This window comes from Actinoplanes sp. SE50/110 (genome assembly GCF_900119315.1).
In the GTDB taxonomy this organism is placed as follows: Bacteria; Actinomycetota; Actinomycetes; order Mycobacteriales; family Micromonosporaceae; genus Actinoplanes.
In genome coordinates this window covers 8,603,440-8,620,431 of the sequence record NZ_LT827010.1, presented here as the reverse complement: position 1 = coordinate 8,620,431, position 16,992 = coordinate 8,603,440, and the positions used below count along the sequence as shown (strand labels likewise).

The following is a 16,992-nucleotide window of genomic DNA, read 5'->3' as shown; positions in this document are numbered from 1 at the left end:
CCCCCGGCTGCAGTTCGGGGGGACGCGGGTTCGTTTCAGTCGCGGCGCGACGGCACGGCGGGCGTGGTCGGCGGGGCGACCGCCCGCCCCTTCGGCGGGGTGCCCGCCCGCCCGCTCGGCGGCGTGCCCACCCACCCGTTCGGCGGCGCCCCGGCCCGCCCGTTCGGCTGCTGCTGCCGGGGCACCTCGGGCCCGGTCGGCGGCCAGCTCTCGACCGCCGGGGCCACCGTGGTGGCCACGGGTTCCGGAGGGGGCCCGGACGGTGTGGTCAGACCGGCCCGGTGCAGCTTGTGCCAGCGCAGCCGGCCGCCGGTCAGCGCGGTCGTCGCCGACTGGATCAGCACCAGGTACATCAGCTGGCGGTAGGCGAACTGCTGCAGCGGCAGCCGCCACAGCGGTTTCAGTGGCTCCCGGTCGTAGCGGAACGCGATCGCCGCGGTGAACAGTTGCAGGCTGAGCATGCCGAGCCAGGCGATCACCGTCTCCTGCAGTTCCCAGAAGACCAGGCCGTAGACGAGCATGATGTCGACGACCGGGGCGAGCATCGGCAGCGCCACCCCGAACAGGGCGAGGAACGGCAGGCCGACGCGGCCGAAGCGACCCGACGGGCCGTTGTCGAACAGCGCCCGGCGGTGCTTCCACATCGCCTGCATGGTCCCGTAACTCCACCGGTACCGCTGGCGGTACAGCTGCTCCAGGGTGGTCGGCGCCTCGGTCCACGCCTTGGCGTGCTCCTCGTACACGATCCGCCAGCCGTCGCGGCACAGCGCCATGGTGACGTCGGTGTCCTCGGCCAGGGTCTCGTCGCTGACCCCGCCCACCTTGGCGAGCGCCTCGCGGCGGAACGCGCCGATCGCGCCCGGCACGGTAGGCATGCAGCCCAGCGTCTCGTAGAGGCGGCGGTCCAGGTTGAAGCCGATCACGTATTCGATGTGCTGCCAGGTGGCGACCAGGCTGGCCCGGTTGCCGACTTTGACGTTGCCGGCCACCGCCCCGACCGTGGGGTCGGCGAACGGTTGCACCAGCCGGCGGATCGAGTCCTGTTCGAAGATGGTGTCGCCGTCGACGGTGACGATCAGGTCGTGGCGGGCCAGGGCGATGCCGGTGTTGAGGGCGTTGGACTTGCCGCCGTTGGGCACCCGGATCACGCGGACGTTCGGGATCCGCAGCCGTTCGACGATGTCGGCGGTGCCGTCGGTGGAGCCGTCGTCGACGACCACCACCTCGATCTCCGGGTAGTCGCCCCGGGCCAGGGATTTGACTGCCGCCTCGATGCCCTCCTTCTCGTTGTAGGCCGGCACGATCACCGACACCGGGTCGGTGATCGGCGGGCCCCAGCTCCATCCCGGTCTGCGGCGCTGCCGGGCGTGCCGGCCGGCGAGCAGGAGCAGCAGCGCGGTCCGGCCGATGGTCAGCGCGCCGACCACGACGAACAGCGCGGCCACCACGGTCACCAGCCCGTCGGCGAGCCGCACCGTGTTGATCAGGGCGGCGCCGCGCCAGACGTCGCCGGCCGGGGCCGGCGGGTTCTCCGGCAGCGTCGGGATGACCGTGGCGCTCTCCGCGGCCCGGCCCGCCTTGACCTGCGCGGCCTGCTGCTCGATGCCCAGGTTGAGGCCCTCGGTGACGGTGGTGAAGCGGTATCCGCGAGCCTTCATCATCGGGATGAATCGGGCGAGCGCCGCGACGGTCTGCGCGCGGTCGCCGCCCGCGTCGTGGAACAGGATGATCGCCGAGGTGTCGCCGAGCGGGGTGGCGTTGCGGATGATCTGGTCGATGCCGGGGCGCTGCCAGTCCTCGCTGTCCAGGTCGTTGAGGATGACCAGGTAGCCGGACTGCCCCGCCTCCTTGACGATCTTCCAGTTGTCCTCGTCGATCGCCTCGGTCTTCGACGAGTACGGGAACCGGGCCAGGTTGGTGTGCACGCCGGTGGCCTCGGCGATCGCCACCTGGTTCTGCGACAGCTCCAGGTGCCGCCGCCACGGGGCGAGCAGCTGCAGGTTCGGGTGGGTGAAGGTGTGCAGGCCCAGCTCGTTGCCGTCGTCGACGATGTGCTTGGTGAGCTCCGGGTGCCGGGCGACCTGGGAGCCGACGACGAAGAACGTGCCGTGCGCGTCGTTGTCGCGCAGCACCTGCAGGACCTTCGGGGTCCACGTCGGATCGGGTCCGTCGTCGAAGGTCAGCGCAATGGTGCGGTCCGGCAGGCGGCTGGTGCTCTCCTGGCCACCGGTGGTGTTGACGATCGGCCCTCCGCCGCGGATCGCCAGCGGAACGCCGGACTGGTCGCCGACCTCGGTCTCCTTGTGGTCGGCGGTGAATTCGGAGTTGATGTACGCCTGCACCACGAGCACGGCGACGAACAGGCCGAGCAGCAGGGTGCCGAGCATGACCCGGGGGCGGGGCAGGATGCGCCGCCGGGTGCCGCTCACGCCTGGACCTCGGAGGGTGACGGTCCGGGCTCCGAGGAGTCGCGGCCCAGCGCCGCCGCCGACTCCACCGGCGGTGCCGGAGCCGCCACCGGAGGCGCGCTGCTCGGCTTCACCGGCGGCGTCGAGGTCGACTCGACGGGTTTGCTGGCGCTGGCCGACGGCGAGGCGGACGGTTTACCGGCGGCCGGTCTGGTGGTCGTCGTCCTGCCCGGGTGCCTGGTGGCGGTGGCGGCGGGCCGCGCCGGACCGGGGGCAGCCGGGTGCCGTGCCGGCCGCTCGGTCGACTCCACCGGCCGGCTGGGCGCGGCGGACGGGCCGGGTCCGGCGACCGGGCTGGGCCGCGGCGGCGCCGGGTCGACCTTGTCCTCGGTGTTGTCGATCCCGGGCAGCGGCAGCACGGCGCTGGACCTCACCGGGCCGCCGGCCAGGCTGACGCTGACCAGTCCGCCGTAGGAGACGACGAGGACGCCGAACGCCAGCGCGATGCGCCGGAGCAGCCGGCTCCGGCGTCCGGTGGAGTCGACGAACACCGGGGCCGGCGTCGCAACGGCGATCACTTCCGTGTCCGGAATTCGCTGGTCGGCGGTCTGCGGGTGTTGGTGCTCCTGCGTTGTCACGCGGCGAGCTTAAGAACATTTATCGCGATCTTGGCAGTCGTCACCTTTTCGGGTGAGGATCACAAAACGGACAAATCGCGAAGCCGGGAAAAAGGAACCGCGCGGGTCGCCCGGGTACCCGCTGGCCGCACTGCGCGGCCGAAATACGTTACGCCAGAACCGGCGGCGAATTGCTGTCGTATTCCTGACCAGGGATTTGAAACGTATTCACGAGAAGATATGGGCAATAAGCGAGTTTAGAGTAATTTGTCCGAATTGCAAGGGATGGCAATCCGTGCCGACCGCCCCGTTGTGCGGCTCATCCAGGCTCGTTAAGCTGCATCTTGCGCGCCCCTATCGCCCGCTTCCCCCGTGGCAGGCGATCGGGGCGCGCCCTATTTTGTGGCGGATGTCCGATCGGGATCAGCGAAAAAACCCATGGCGGGTCAGATCCACCGGTTCCCCAGCCACATCCGCACCGACCAGTCGTCATAGGGCATCGTCTTGCCGACGAAGATCGGGTAGAAGTACGCGAAGCAGAGCGCCACCAGCACCACGTAGGTGGCGACCACCACGGTGCCGACCAGCTGCCGATCGGTGCGTGCCGGCCCGCTCACCATTCCACCCGGTGGCGTCATGATCGCCCCGAGGACGTAGACGACCGCCAGGATCAGAAACGGCAGCCCGGGCATCAGGTAGAAGGAGAACATCGTGCGGCCGTCCTTGACCGCGAAGTAGAACCACGGCAGCAGGCTGGCCATCGCGCCGGAGAAGATCGCGTACGCCCGCCAGTCACGCCGGGCGATGCCCAGCCAGACCAGCGCGCCCAGCGCGGGCAGGAACGACCACCAGAGGATCGGCGTGCCGAGCAGCAGGATCTCGGCGGCGCAGCTGGACGCCCCGCAGTTGCCGTTGCCGTTCCAGTAGAAGGCGACCGGCCGGCCGAGCAGCAGCCACTGCCACGGCCAGGACTGGTAGACGTGTTTCTCGGTCAGTCCGCTGTGGAAGCTGTACGCCTCGGAGTGGTAGTGCATCAGGTTCAGCAGGGCGCCCAGCACGGGCGGCTCGCTGAGCCCGTTGGCCTGCCGGTAGTGCCGGAAGTAGCCGGTGTCGGTGACGAACCAGCCGGTCCAGGTCGCCAGGTAGAACACGGTGCTCAGGATTAGGCTGAGAACCAGGTAGCCGAAGTCGCCGAGGATGCCGGCCACGAAGGGACCGCGGACCCGGGCCGAGCGGCGGGCCTGCCAGCGCCAGGCGGTCACCATCGCGGCGAAGAACGGGGCGAAGAACAGCGCACTCCACTTCACCCCGCAGGCCAGGCCGAAGAAGACGCCGCCGGCCAGCAGCCACCACGGCACGATCCGCGGGATCCGGTGGGTGGTCGCCGGGTCGAAGCCGGCGGCCAGGGCCCGTTCCCAGCGTCGCCGGTAATGGTCCCGGTCGAGCACCATGCAGGCGAAGGTGAGCAGCACGAACAGGCCGAGGAAGATGTCCAGCAGCGCGGTGCGCGAGAGCACCAGCTGGAAGCCGTCCAGGGTCATCAGCAGCCCGGCCAGGCCGGCCAGCACGGTGGAGCGGAACAACCGGTAGGCCACCCGGATCAGGATCAGGATCATCAGGGTGCCGGCGATCGCGGCGGTGAACCGCCAGCCGAGCTCCTTGTTGCCGAAGATCTGCTCACCGAGCGCGATCAGCCATTTGCCGAGCGGGGGATGCACGACGTACGCCGGGCCGTTGGTCTTCTCGTCCCATTCGACGCCGTGGTGCAGCATGTCCCACGCGTCGGTCGGGTAATACACCTCGTCGAAGATGTAGCCCTTGGGGTTGCTGACCCCGGCCAGCCGCAGAATCCCGGCGGCGATCGTGATCACCGCGGTGACCAGCCACGACCACGGGTCGAGCCGGGTGTCCAGGGTTGACAGGCGCCGCTTGATGAGGGCGGGCACGCCACGGGACGGCTCCGCCTCGGCGGGGAGATCCGCGGGGGTGAGGTCTGTCTCAGCTGTCGCCGTCGTCACCCCGCGATCGTAGGCTGCCTGGCTTTGAAGTGGAGCCCGGGCGTGTGGTGGACTTTTCCGGTGTCTCATGACGAAGCAGGACCGGGCCGGGTGGTGCTGACCGGCGCCCCGCTGGGCAACATCGGCGACGCGTCGGCCCGGCTGCGCGAGGTGCTGGCCACCGCCGACGTGATCGCGGCCGAGGACACCCGGCGGCTGGCCCGGCTGGCCAAGGACCTCGGGGTGAGCGTCCCCGGGCGGATCGTCTCCTATTTCGAGGGCAACGACGAGCGGCGCACCCCGGAGCTCATCGAGGCGCTGGCCGGCGGCGCGACCGTCGCGGTGATCACCGACGGGGGCATGCCGAGCGTCTCGGACCCCGGGTTCCGGCTGGTCCGGGCCGCGCTGGACGCCGGCTACCCGGTGACCGCGGCGCCCGGCCCGAGCGCGGTGACCACCGCCCTGGCCCTCTCCGGCCTGCCCAGCGACCGGTTCGTCTTCGAGGGCTTCCTGCCGCGCACCGGTGCCAACCGCCGTTCCCGGCTGCGCGAGCTCGCCGCCGAGCCGCGCACCCTGGTGCTGTTCGAGGCGCCGCACCGGATCGCCGGGGCGCTCGCCGACCTGGCCGCCACCTTCGGTGCGGACCGTCCGGGCGCGGTCTGCCGGGAGCTGACCAAGACGTACGAGGAGATCCGCCGCGGCACCCTGGCCGAGCTGGCCGCCTGGGCCGAGGCCGGCGACCCGCGCGGCGAGATCACCCTGGTGATCGGTGGCGCGCCGGCCGGCCCGGCGGCCCGGCCCGCCGACGACGAGCTGCGCGCGGCGGTCGCCGGGCGCGAGGCCGCCGGCGACTCACGGCGCGACGCGATCCAGGCGGTCGCCGACGAGTACGGGCTGAAGAAGCGGGACGTCTACACCGTCGTGCACGCCCCGGTCCGGCCGGCTCAGTAGGCCGCCGCCAGGAACCCGGCCAGCAGCAACACCGGCCCGAGCACGCTGGCCAGCAGCGCCCCGCGCCGGGCCCGCGGCGACTCCAGCCGGCGTGCCCCGGTCGCGCCGGCGATGCCGTACCCGCAGATCAGCACCAGCAGGAAGCCCAGCGCCCAGCGCAGGTGCAGCAGCATCCCGGGCGGCCCGGCGTAGGCCTGGCCGCTGTCCCGGTTGACCATCCGGGCGCGGGCCACCGCACCGGGTTCGCGGGCCCCGCCGGAGATCCCGAGCAGGGTCACCCGGCGCACCGCGATCCGGCCGTCGGCGCTGGCGAACCGACCGGTGCAGTGCTGGGTGAGGCCGTCGCCGTGACAGTGCGTGGTGGTCGCGTACCCGGGGTCGCCGTGCCCGACGGCCAGCCAGAACGGCTCCGCGCTGACCCACGCGAAGAACGCCGCGAGCAGGCTCAGCCCGAGCAGCGCGGTCAGCGCGCCGACCGGGTGGGTGGCCGGGGGCCGGCGCCGCTTGCCGGGCCGCGGGTCGTTGCGGGCCTCGGCCACGATCCGGGCCTCGTCGGTCTGCCAGAACGGCGAGTTCTCCATCCGGTCCAGCCGGGTCGCGGTCGCCGGCGAGACGCCGCCTTCCGGCAGCGGCGGCAGCGGTCCGCGCGGCGGACGCTGCTGGTCCAGGACAATGGTGGGCCGGTTGCGGTCGTCCGGCTCCGGCAGGATCGCCATTTCCGGTACGTCGTCGGCCGGGCCCGGTCGTCCCGGCTCCACGATCATCAGCTCGCCGGCCGTGGCCAGCCGTTCGCCCTGCCCGGGCGCGGTCAGCCGCTGGGTGGCGTCGTCCGCGCCGGCCTCGCGCGCCCGGTCCGCCCACTCCAGGGAGGTCGGTTCCCGGTCGGTTTCGCCGCGCCACCAGCCGTCCGGGGGATCGGCCGCGCCCCACGGCTCTCCCGCTGGTGTTTTCCCTGGCTGCGGCGCGTTACCGGTCACCCGTCCAGTCAACTACGCGGCCCGGCGGCCGGTGGCCTAATGATCGGGCGTGTCGGGACAAATCGGCAGCGCGGCAATCCGTTCGCGAGCTGCCTGGGCGGGTCACTACGCTTAGGCGTCATGAGTCACGTTCTCGCCGCGGTCGCCTGGCCCTACGCCAACGGCCCGCGCCACATCGGTCATGTTTCCGGCTTCGGGGTGCCGTCCGACGTGTTCAGCCGGTACATGCGGATGGCCGGCCACGACGTGCTCATGGTCTCCGGCACCGACGAGCACGGCACCCCGATCCAGGTGCAGGCCGACGCCGACGGGGTCACCCCGCGTGAGCTCGCCGACCGGTACAACCGGGTGATCGTCGAGGACCTGCACGGGCTGGGCCTGTCCTACGACCTGTTCACCCGCACCACCACCCGCAACCACTACGCGGTGGTTCAGCAGCTGTTCGAGGGCCTGCACGCCAACGGCTACATCGTGGCCCGCACCACGCTCGGCGCGATCTCCCCGTCCACCGGGCGCACCCTGCCCGACCGCTACATCGAGGGCACCTGCCCGATCTGCGGCTACGACGGCGCCCGCGGCGACCAGTGCGACAACTGCGGCAACCAGCTCGACCCGGAGCAGCTGGTCAACCCCCGGTCCCGGATCAACGGGGAGACCCCGAAGTTCGTCGAGACCGAGCACTTCTTCCTCGACCTGCCGGCCTTCGCCGAGGCGATCGGCGCCTGGCTCGACCAGCGGGAGAACTGGCGGCCCAACGTCCTGAAGTTCTCCCGCAACCTACTCGACGACCTGCAGCCCCGGGCGATTACCCGGGACCTGGAGTGGGGCGTGCCGATCCCGCTCGACGGCTGGCGTGACCGGGCCGACAAGCGGATCTACGTGTGGTTCGACGCGGTGATCGGCTACCTGTCCGCCTCGATCGAGTGGGCCCGGCGCACCGGTGACCCGCAGGCGTGGCGGCAGTGGTGGTCGGCCGACGCCCAGGGCAAGGACGCGTCCGGCTACTACTTCATGGGCAAGGACAACATCGTCTTCCACTCGGTGATCTGGCCGGCGCTGCTGCTCGGCTACTCCGGCGAGGGTGACAAGGGCGGCCAGGCCGGCGCGCTGGGCAAGCTCAACCTGCCCACCGAGGTGGTGTCGAGTGAGTACCTGACGATGGAGGGTAAGAAGTTCTCCTCCTCGCGCCGGGTGGTCATCTACGTCCGCGACTTCCTGGAGCGCTACGACGCCGACGCGCTGCGCTACTTCATCGCCGCGGCCGGACCGGAGTCCAACGACACCGACTTCACCTGGGCCGAGTTCGTCCGCCGCAACAACGACGAACTGGTCGCCGGCTGGGGCAACCTGGTGAACCGATCGATCTCGATGGCGGCGAAGAACTTCGGCGAGATCCCGCCGGCACTCGACCTCACTCCCGAGGACCATGCCCTGCTGGAGGCCGCCAGGACCGGCTTCACCACGGTCGGCGACCTGATCGCCAAGCACCGACAGAAAGCCGCGATCGGCGAGGCGATGAAGGTCGTCGCCGAGGCCAACAAATACCTGTCCGAGCAGGCCCCGTGGAAGCTCAAGGCCGACGCGGACAAGCCGCGGCAGGGCACCATCCTGCACGTCGCGCTGCAGGTGGTCAGCGACGCCAACACACTGCTGACCCCGTTCCTGCCGCACTCGGCACAGAAGGTGCACGAGCTGCTCGGCGGCACCGGCGTGCACGCGCCGATGCCGGAGATCCGCGAGGTCGAGGACCTGGACGGCGGCCCCGGCTACCCGGTGCTGATGGGCGACTACACGGTCGGCGCCCGCTGGGAGTCGGTGCCGCTGGTCGCCGGCACCCCGCTGAGCGCGCCGAAGCCGGTCTTCCGCAAGCTCGAGCCGTCGGTGATCGAGGAGGAGCTGGCCCGCCTCGGCGGCGACGCCTGACCCTCGCTACGGGCAGGGCCGGGCGTCTGCGCCGGGCCCTGCTCCTACATCTGGTACGCGAGATCCGCGATGTGGTGGTCGGCCAGCTCGTCGACCGGCGCCCACGCCTCGTACACCCCACGCTCGTAACAGCGCGCGCCGGTCGCGGTCAACGCCTCGCCGTCCGGCCGCAGCAGCCGCAGCCGGGCCCAGGTCTCGTCGCGCTGCAGCACCCAGCACGGCACACCCCGCCACAGGGCCTGCTCGGCCCGCCGGCTCAGGGTCTGCACCGGATAGCGGGCGGCCCGGGTCAGCGCCCGCACCCGGAACTCACCGGGCGGGTCGGCGACCGCCTCGTACTCCGTGCCGTCGATCGAGCCGACCAGCTTCGCGGTGCCACTGGCGGTGCACGGCACGTACTCCCGGTCCGGGCTGACCCCGGGCAACTGGTCGAGCAGCCCCCGCCAGCGCGGGCCGGCCAGCCGCAGCCAGCCGTGCTGCTCCGGCTGATAGGTGTACAGCACCACCTCGTCGCCACCCGGCACGTACGCCACCAACTGGGCATTGGCCGGCAGCGGCAGGTCGGCGAAGCCGGCCGTCACATACTCCGGGATCAGGTCGTCGGTGCTCGGGGTGAAACCGGTGCCGAGCACCATCGCACCGACCCGCGAGTGGGCCGGCAGCGCGGCCAGTCCGGGCTGGGCCGGGGAGGCCGGCAACTCGAAATCGGTCGGGTCGGTGGCCCGCCAGCGCAGCCCGAACGCCACCGGCCCGTCCACCGCGCCATCGGTGCGCAGCAGATTCAGCTGCTCCGGCTCGGTCAGGTGGGCGATGTCACAGCAGCGGTAGCAGAAACCGTACGGCAGCCAGCCGCCGAGATGCCCGGCCACCTGCGCCGGCGACAGGATCTTCGTCATCCGGGTACCGCGGCGCACCGCCGCCGTCTCCCGGATCCGCCGCAGCGTGGCATCGTCGCGGTACACCGCGGACTGACTCATCGACTGCACCTGCTGCCAGGTCAGGTCACGGCGCAGCGGTGCCATCAGAGGTGGGTCGAGCGGGTCGGCGCCCAGCTCACTGTCCTCACCGGTCACGGTCACGCGGCGGAACCTAAGTGATGATGGTGGATATCGGATGAACGGTCGGTTACCGGAAAACGCGACGTGCAGAATGTCTCACATGCCTTCGAGCCCTGCACCGTCGGAGAAGCGCCGGCACAAGGCCGCGCGCCGCGCCGGCGAGTTCCCGCCCGCCCCGGACCCGCTGGCCGTGCCGGTCTTCGACAGCCACACCCACCTCGACCTGACCATTCAGGAGGCCGGAGTGCCCGGCGGCCCGTCCGCCGACCCGGTCCAGGCGCTGATCGAAGCGGCCGCCAAGAACGGCGTCGACCGGCTCGTCCAGGTCGGCGTCGACGTGGACTCCTCACAGTGGGGAGCCGACCTCGCCGACCGCCACGATGCGGTGCTCGCCGCCGTCGCACTTCACCCGAACGAGGCACCCCGCCTCACCGATCTGGACGAGGCGCTGCGCCGGATCGACGACCTCGCCGCCCGCCCCCGGGTCCGCGGCATCGGCGAGACCGGCATGGACACCTTCCGCACCGGCGACGACGGCCGGGCCGCCCAGGAGACCAGCTTCCGGGCACACATCGCGATCGCCAAACGCCACGGCAAAGCCCTGATCATCCACGACCGCGAGGCACACACCGACGTGCTGCGCATCCTCGACGACGAGGGCGCCCCGGACACCGTGGTGATGCACTGCTTCTCCGGCGACGCCGCCTTCGCCACCGCCTGCGTACGCCGCGGCTTCCACCTCAGCTTCGCCGGGACGATCACCTTCGCCAGCGCCGGCAACCTGCGCGAAGCCGCCGCGGTCACCCCGCCCGAACTGATGATGGTGGAGACCGACGCCCCCTACCTCACCCCGGCCCCGCACCGCGGCCGGCCCAACGCGTCGTACCTCATCCCGCTCACCGTGCGTGCCCTGGCCGCCGCCCGCGGCATCGACACCGACACCCTGTGCGCCACCATCTCGGCCACCGGCGACCGCGTCTTCGGACCATGGCGCCGGCCGGCCGGACCGCCCGCCTAGGCTGCTGGCATGGCTGACGCACTGCTCGGCCCGGCGGAGATCCGGGAACTCGCCGCACGCCTCGGCGTCGCGCCGACCAAGAAGCTCGGCCAGAACTTCCTGCACGACCCGAACACCATCCGGCGCATCGTGGCCGCCGCCGCCCTGCGCCCCGACGACGTCGCCCTGGAGGTCGGCCCCGGCCTCGGCTCGCTCACCCTGGGCCTGGCCGGCGCCGTCGCCCACGTGCACGCCGTCGAGATCGACCCCACCCTGGCCGCCGCCCTGCCCGCCACGGTCACCGCCGCCCACCTCACCGTCCACCCGGCCGACGCGCTCAAGGTCACCGGCGACCGGTTCGACCCGGCACCCACCATGTTGGTCGCCAACCTGCCCTACAACGTCGCCGTCCCGGTCGTGCTGCACCTGCTCGCCGAACTGCCCACCCTGCGCGGCGGCCTGGTCATGGTGCAGAAGGAGGTCGCCGACCGGCTGGTCGCCGGTCCGGGCTCCAAGGTGTACGGCGTCCCCTCGGTCAAACTCGCCTGGTACGCCGAGGCCAGATCCGCCGGCAAGGTGCCCCCCGCGGTGTTCTGGCCGGTCCCCAACGTGGACTCCGGGCTGGTCGCCTTCACCCGCCGCGAACCACCCGCCGGCGTCCCGCGCACCGACGTGTTCACCGTCGTCGACGCCGCCTTCGCCCAGCGACGCAAAACCCTGCGCGCCGCCCTGGCCGGCTGGGCCGGCGGCGCCGCCACCGCCGAACAGATCCTCCGGCGCGCCGGAATCAACCCGCAGGCCCGCGGCGAATCCCTGACCGTCGGCGAGTTCGCGGCCATCGCGGCAGCGGCGAAAACGTCAGAGCACGGCGGTAAGCTCAGCCCATCCGGCGCACAGCCCGAGGAGGCGCAAGCATGACCGAGGCGTGGGGTCCGGACGACGACGAGCCGCGCCCGTACAGCGGCCCGGTCAAGGTCCGCGTGCCGGCCAAAATCAACCTGCACCTCGCGGTCGGCCCGCTGCGACCCGACGGCTACCACGAGCTGAACACCGTCTACCACGCCATCTCGCTGTTCGACGAGATCACCGCCCGGCACGGCGACACCCTCACCCTCACCATGGAGGGCGAGGGCACCGGCGACCTCGCCCTCGACGAGACCAACCTGATCATCCGCGCCGCCCGCGCCCTGGCCGCCCGCGCCCGCGTCCCCGCCTACGCCCGGCTGCACCTGCGCAAGAGCATCCCGCTCGCCGGCGGCCTGGCCGGCGGCAGCGCCGACGCCGCCGCCACCCTGATCGCCTGCGACCTGCTCTGGGGCCTCGGCATGAGCCGCGACGAGCTCGCCGAGGTCGGCGCCCAACTCGGCTCCGACATCCCCTTCCTGCTGCACGGCGGCACCGCCCTCGGCACCGGCCACGGCGAGGCGGTCAGCCCCATCCTGGCCCGCCCCACCACCTGGCACTGGACCGTCGCCATCGCCGACGGCGGCCTGGCCACCCCCGCCGTCTACCGCGAGCTCGACACCCTGCGCGCCGGCACCTGGCCACCCACTCCGCTCGGCAGCGCCGACACCCTGATGGCCGCCCTGCGCCAGCGCAACCCGGAAATCCTCGGCGCCGCCCTCGGCAACGACCTGCAACCGGCCGCCCTCGCCCTGCGCCCCCAGCTCGCCGACGTGCTCAAAGCCGGCACCGAGGCCGGCGCCCTCGCCGGCCTCGTCTCCGGCTCCGGCCCCACCTGCGTCTTCCTCGCCGCCGACGCCACACACGCCCAGGAGATCGCCGACAGCCTCACCGAAGCCGGCGTCTGCCGGGCCGCGGTCACCGCCCGCGGACCCCAGCCCGGCGCGCGGGTAATCTAGACCCCATCGTGGCGAACATCATCAACCTGGACCGGGTCAACAAGGGCTACGGGGCCGCCGGTCAGCTGCTCACCGACGTCTCCCTCGGGCTCGACGACGACGCCCGCGTCGGCATCGTCGGCCTCAACGGCGCCGGCAAGTCGACCCTCCTGCGCATGCTCGCGAAAATCGAGGAACCCGACTCCGGACGCGTCACCCACCGCCGGGACCTGCGCGTCGCCGCCCTCCCACAGACACTCACCCTGGCCGCCGACGCCACCGTGCGCGACGTCGTCCTCGGCACCGCCTGGCTCGCCCAGGGCATGGGCGCCGAACACGAATGGGCCGGCGACGCCGGCGTGCGCACCATCCTCGACGGCCTCGGCATGGGCCACCTCGGCCTCGACACCCCGGTCGGCCCGATGTCCGGCGGCGAACGCCGCCGCGTCGCCCTGGCCGCCCTCCTCGTCCGCGACAGCGACCTGCTCATCCTCGACGAGCCCACCAACCACCTCGACGTCGCCGGCGTCGACTGGCTCGCCACCCACCTGCTCACCCGCAAAGGCGCCCTCGTCGTGGTCACCCACGACCGCTGGTTCCTCGACGCGGTCTGCACCATGACCTGGGAGGTCGTGGACGAACAGGTGCACACCTACGAGGGTGGCTACGCCGCCTGGGTGCTCGCCCGCGCCGAACGCCAGCGCGTCGCCGCCGCCGTCGAAGCCCGCCGGCAGAACCTGCTCCGCAAAGAGATCGCCTGGCTGCGCCGCGGCCCGCCGGCCCGCACCTCCAAACCCAAATTCCGGATCGACGCCGCCAACGAACTCATCGCCGACGTCCCCCCGGTCCGCGACACCGTCAGCCTGCAACGCCTGGCCACCACCCGACTCGGCAAACAGGTCTACGACCTGGAGCAGGTCACCCTCAACGCCGGCCCCAAGCCGATCTTCAAAGACCTCACCTTCCAGGTCGGCCCCGGCGACCGGATCGCCATCCTCGGCGCCAACGGCGCCGGCAAGACCACCCTGCTGCGCCTGCTCGCCGGCGTCACCCGCCCCGACGGCGGCCGCCTCGTCACCGGCTCCACCGTCCGGCCCGCCTTCCTCTCCCAGGAACTCCGCGAGCTGCCCGGCCACCTGCGCCTGCTCGAAGCCGTCGAAGAGGTCGCCAAACGCGTCAAACTCGGCGACCGCGAACTCTCCGCCGGCCAGCTCGCCGAAGTCTTCGGATTCACCGACAAACGCATCTGGACCCCGGTCAGCGACCTCTCCGGCGGCGAACGACGCCGCCTGCAGATGCTCCGGCTGCTCGCCACCGAGCCCAACGTGCTGCTGCTCGACGAACCCACCAACGACCTCGACACCGACACCCTCGCCTCGCTCGAAGACCTCCTCGACTCCTGGCCCGGCACCATGATCGTCGCCAGCCACGACCGCTACCTGGTCGAACGGGTCACCGACGCGGTGTACGGCATGTTCGGCGACGGCCGCCTCGTCCACCTGCCCGGCGGCATCGACGAATACCTGGCACGGGTGCACGGCACGGCACCGGCCACCCGCGTACCGGCCAATGAACCGCAAGCGGCGACCGCCGCCAGCGGACTGACCGCCAGTGAGCTGCGCCAAGCCAAAAAAGACCTGGCCCGGCTCGAACGCCAGATGGACAAACTCGGCGAGAAGGAAACCAGGATCAACGAGAGCCTCGCCGAGCACGGCAGCGACTACGACCGGCTCATCGAGCTGGAAGCCCAGCTCAAAGCCGTCCGACAGGAACGCGAACAGGTCGAACAGGCCTGGCTCGAACTCGCCGAGCAGGTGCCCGGAAACTGATCCGGGGGGTGTACCTGCGCCGCTTGTCGCGGATACGCGAGAATCGGGACGACAACACCTGACCTTGGAGACGGACAGCATGGCGCATATTCCGGTCAACCACCCCCTCCGGCCGATGTACCGCCTGGCCGGTTTCGTCGCCGGTGCCTACCTGGTGGTCTTCGGCATCATCGGCTTCGCACAGACCGCCGGCGACAACTTCACCGGCCACACCGGCGACCGCGTGCTCGGCCAGAGCAGCAACCTGCTCTGGTCGATCATCAGCCTCGCCGTCGGAGCCCTCGTCCTGCTCGGCACCGTCGTCGGCCGCAACGTCGACGTCGCCATCGACAAATACCTCGGCTGGGGACTCCTCGTCCTCGGCAGCTACAGCCTGGCCACCATCCGCACCGACGCCAACTTCTTCGGCGCCAGCATCGCCACGGTCATCGTGACCTACCTGGTCGGCCTGCTGCTCATCACGATCAGCCTGTACAGCAAGACCGCCGCACCCGACAAGGCCGGCGCGCCGCGACAGGTCCGCGAAGGACGCACCGCCTGACCCCACCGTGCGCCTGATGGCCGCCCGCTTCCCCGCGAAGCGAGGCGGTCATCGTGCTTCCCGGGCTCTCCCTCCACTCCGCGCGTTCCGCAAGATCAGCAGGGCTTGCGGGTGATCAGGCTCGGCCGCGGCTCCAGATGCGACAAACCATTCCACGCCAGATTCACCAGATGCGCCGCCACCAACTCCTTCCGCGGCTCCCGCGCCTCCCGCCACCACTGACCCACCAGCGCCACCATCCCCACCAACGCCTGCGAATACAACTCGGCGAACCGCGGATCCAACCCCCGCGACCGGAACTCCGCACCCAGAATGTGCTCCACCTGATGCGCGACATCGTTCATCACACTCGCGAACGTGTTCGCCGGAGCCAGCACCGGCGCCTGCCGCGCCGACAACACCTGAAAACCGTGCGGCTCCTCCTCGATGTAATCCAGCAACGCCAGCGCCGCCTGCTCCAGCAACTCCCGCGGATCACCCGCCGTCAACGCCGCCGTGATCCGCTCCAGCAGCGCCCGCACCTCACGGTCCACGACCACCGCATACAGGCCCTCCTTGCCGCCGAAATGCTCATAGACCACCGGCTTCGACACCTTCGCCCGGACGGCGACCTCCTCGACGCTGGTGGCGTCATAGCCGCGCTCGGCGAACAACTGCCGGCCGGTGGCGATCAACTGCTCACGGCGCTGAGCGGCGGACATCCGGCGCCGCGGCTCCCTGTCGTCGGTCACCGGCCAATCCTGCCAGGTCCTTGTCACGGGTTCAGATATTGGCACATGTCAGCACTTACGATCTTGCAATCCTTCGTTCTAATGTACGTACATGACGACGAACCGGTTCCACAGTGAGGACGATCGGCGGGCCGAGGCTCGGAAACTGCGCGTGGACCCGGGCCTGTCCCGGTCGCAGCTGATGAAAATGTTCGGCGTGGGCAACGGCACGCTGACCGCGTGGCTCCAGGGCCTGGAGTCATCCGAATGGACCAAGCGGCCGCGGGCGAAGGACAATCTGCGCGAGCTGGCGCGCGACCTGCGGGCTCAGGGACGGACCGTGCCGGAAATCGCCGCCGCGCTGGAGGTGTCGAAATCCTCGGCTTACCTGTGGACGCGCGACATGCCACTCGACGCCACCCCTGAGGAAGCGGCCGCGCGTCGCAGTCGGCACTCGAAGTCCGTTGCGGAGAAGCGGTGGGGGCCGCACCGGAAGGAGCGGGACCTGGCGCGCGACCGGATGCGGGCCGAGGTGTCGGGCTGGGTCGGGGATCTGTCCGAGCGGGAGGTGATCCTCCTGGGCTCGGTGGCCTACTGGTGTGAGGGTGCGAAGGAGATGCCATGGGGGCCGCGGGCCACGAGCCTCAAGTTCGCCAACAGTGACCCACAGCTGATCCTGCTTTTCCTGCGCTATCTGGCGCTGATGGGGGTCAGCTCCGAACGGGTGAGTTTCCGCCTCAGCATCCATGAGTCCGCCGATGTCGAGGGCGCGACGCAGTGGTGGGCGAAGGTCGTCGGGGTGGACGCCGGAGAGTTCCTCCGACCCACCCTGAAGAGGCACAACCCGGCCACCGTGCGAAAGAATGTGGGTGACTTCTATCGGGGTTGCCTCATGGTCAGCGTCCGCAAGTCGGCTCAGCTCTACTGGGAGCTCGAGGGCGTCATGGAGGGTATTGCGCTGAGCGAAGATCAGAGTGAGCCCGCTATCATGTGACCGGTGGACATGACCTGAGGGAAATGTCCGAAATAGGTCCCGGATCGTCTAATGGTAGGACCGTGGCTTTTGGTGCCATTTATGGGGGTTCGAATCCTCCTCCGGGAGCTTTGCGTCTGAGTCTGCGGCCGGGCTGACGCTGGCTGCGT

General features: G+C 71.0%; 14 protein-coding genes and 1 tRNA gene. 9 read left to right on the top strand and 6 right to left on the bottom strand.

The features are described 5' to 3' along the window. Window positions 1-35 precede the first annotated feature (35 nt). The 3 genes from ACSP50_RS38480 to ACSP50_RS38470 form a co-directional block, all read right to left on the bottom strand. Window positions 36-2,429: a bifunctional polysaccharide deacetylase/glycosyltransferase family 2 protein gene (locus ACSP50_RS38480; RefSeq protein WP_014694742.1), complete on the bottom strand. Its 2,394-nt coding sequence runs from the start codon at window positions 2,427-2,429 to the stop codon at window positions 36-38. After that, complete coding sequence (locus ACSP50_RS38475; protein ID WP_043513022.1) at window positions 2,426-3,046, bottom strand: hypothetical protein; 621 nt, start codon at window positions 3,044-3,046, stop codon at window positions 2,426-2,428. The genes ACSP50_RS38480 and ACSP50_RS38475 overlap by 4 nt, the downstream gene beginning before the upstream one ends. Window positions 3,047-3,471: 425 nt before the next feature. Then, window positions 3,472-5,112: a dolichyl-phosphate-mannose--protein mannosyltransferase gene (locus ACSP50_RS38470; protein WP_080128147.1), complete on the bottom strand. Its 1,641-nt coding sequence runs from the start codon at window positions 5,110-5,112 to the stop codon at window positions 3,472-3,474. On the opposite strand from ACSP50_RS38470, the gene rsmI reads away from it, so the two are divergent. Beyond that, a complete protein-coding gene (gene rsmI / locus ACSP50_RS38465; protein ID WP_043516349.1) occupies window positions 5,104-5,973 on the top strand; it encodes a 16S rRNA (cytidine(1402)-2'-O)-methyltransferase in 870 nt (289 codons plus the stop codon). The genes ACSP50_RS38470 and rsmI overlap by 9 nt on opposite strands. On the opposite strand, the gene ACSP50_RS38460 is transcribed toward rsmI, so the two are convergent. Further along, entirely contained in the window at window positions 5,967-6,950 is a 984-nt protein-coding gene (locus ACSP50_RS38460; protein ID WP_014694738.1) for a hypothetical protein, read from the bottom strand. The genes rsmI and ACSP50_RS38460 overlap by 7 nt on opposite strands. A gap of 120 nt (window positions 6,951-7,070) precedes the next feature. On the opposite strand from ACSP50_RS38460, the gene metG reads away from it, so the two are divergent. Beyond that, on the top strand, window positions 7,071-8,873 hold the full coding sequence (gene metG, locus ACSP50_RS38455; protein WP_043513019.1) for a methionine--tRNA ligase: 1,803 nt from the start codon (window positions 7,071-7,073) through the stop codon (window positions 8,871-8,873). A gap of 44 nt (window positions 8,874-8,917) precedes the next feature. Here the strand turns inward: metG and ACSP50_RS38450 are convergent, their stop codons facing one another. After that, window positions 8,918-9,952, bottom strand: a complete 1,035-nt coding sequence (locus tag ACSP50_RS38450) for a hypothetical protein (protein ID WP_014694736.1) — start codon at window positions 9,950-9,952, stop codon at window positions 8,918-8,920. A gap of 70 nt (window positions 9,953-10,022) precedes the next feature. Between ACSP50_RS38450 and ACSP50_RS38445 the strand changes: the two genes are divergently transcribed. From ACSP50_RS38445 to ACSP50_RS38425, 5 genes are all read left to right on the top strand, one after another. Then, a complete protein-coding gene (locus ACSP50_RS38445) occupies window positions 10,023-10,949 on the top strand; it encodes a TatD family hydrolase (RefSeq protein WP_014694735.1) in 927 nt (308 codons plus the stop codon). 9 nt (window positions 10,950-10,958) lie between these two features. Then, the gene (rsmA, locus tag ACSP50_RS38440) at window positions 10,959-11,846 is read left to right on the top strand and encodes a 16S rRNA (adenine(1518)-N(6)/adenine(1519)-N(6))-dimethyltransferase RsmA (RefSeq protein ID WP_014694734.1); all 888 of its coding nucleotides are present in this window, start codon (window positions 10,959-10,961) and stop codon (window positions 11,844-11,846) included. Further along, on the top strand, window positions 11,843-12,790 hold the full coding sequence (locus ACSP50_RS38435) for a 4-(cytidine 5'-diphospho)-2-C-methyl-D-erythritol kinase (protein ID WP_014694733.1): 948 nt from the start codon (window positions 11,843-11,845) through the stop codon (window positions 12,788-12,790). The genes rsmA and ACSP50_RS38435 overlap by 4 nt, the downstream gene beginning before the upstream one ends. Before the next feature lie 8 nt (window positions 12,791-12,798). Next, the gene (locus ACSP50_RS38430) at window positions 12,799-14,598 is read left to right on the top strand and encodes an ABC-F family ATP-binding cassette domain-containing protein (protein WP_014694732.1); all 1,800 of its coding nucleotides are present in this window, start codon (window positions 12,799-12,801) and stop codon (window positions 14,596-14,598) included. A gap of 79 nt (window positions 14,599-14,677) precedes the next feature. Continuing rightward, window positions 14,678-15,139: a DUF4383 domain-containing protein gene (locus tag ACSP50_RS38425; RefSeq protein WP_014694731.1), complete on the top strand. Its 462-nt coding sequence runs from the start codon at window positions 14,678-14,680 to the stop codon at window positions 15,137-15,139. 95 nt (window positions 15,140-15,234) lie between these two features. Here the strand turns inward: ACSP50_RS38425 and ACSP50_RS38420 are convergent, their stop codons facing one another. Continuing rightward, on the bottom strand, window positions 15,235-15,840 hold the full coding sequence (locus tag ACSP50_RS38420) for a TetR/AcrR family transcriptional regulator (protein WP_043516347.1): 606 nt from the start codon (window positions 15,838-15,840) through the stop codon (window positions 15,235-15,237). A gap of 121 nt (window positions 15,841-15,961) precedes the next feature. Here ACSP50_RS38420 and ACSP50_RS38415 point away from each other — a divergent pair, with 121 nt between their 5' ends. Next, window positions 15,962-16,843: a hypothetical protein gene (locus tag ACSP50_RS38415; protein WP_014694729.1), complete on the top strand. Its 882-nt coding sequence runs from the start codon at window positions 15,962-15,964 to the stop codon at window positions 16,841-16,843. 37 nt (window positions 16,844-16,880) lie between these two features. Beyond that, window positions 16,881-16,951: transfer RNA gene (locus tag ACSP50_RS38410), tRNA-Gln, on the top strand. Window positions 16,952-16,992 lie beyond the last annotated feature (41 nt).

Coding starts and splice junctions, on each gene's coding strand:
- ACSP50_RS38425 (WP_014694731.1), top strand. CDS start 14,678: ATGGCGCATATTCCGGTCAACCACCCCCTCCGGCCGATGTACCGCCTG.
- rsmA (WP_014694734.1), top strand. CDS start 10,959: ATGGCTGACGCACTGCTCGGCCCGGCGGAGATCCGGGAACTCGCCGCA.
- ACSP50_RS38470 (WP_080128147.1), bottom strand. CDS start 5,112: ATGAGACACCGGAAAAGTCCACCACACGCCCGGGCTCCACTTCAAAGC.
- ACSP50_RS38435 (WP_014694733.1), top strand. CDS start 11,843: ATGACCGAGGCGTGGGGTCCGGACGACGACGAGCCGCGCCCGTACAGC.
- ACSP50_RS38420 (WP_043516347.1), bottom strand. CDS start 15,840: ATGTCCGCCGCTCAGCGCCGTGAGCAGTTGATCGCCACCGGCCGGCAG.
- ACSP50_RS38445 (WP_014694735.1), top strand. CDS start 10,023: ATGTCTCACATGCCTTCGAGCCCTGCACCGTCGGAGAAGCGCCGGCAC.
- ACSP50_RS38415 (WP_014694729.1), top strand. CDS start 15,962: ATGACGACGAACCGGTTCCACAGTGAGGACGATCGGCGGGCCGAGGCT.
- metG (WP_043513019.1), top strand. CDS start 7,071: ATGAGTCACGTTCTCGCCGCGGTCGCCTGGCCCTACGCCAACGGCCCG.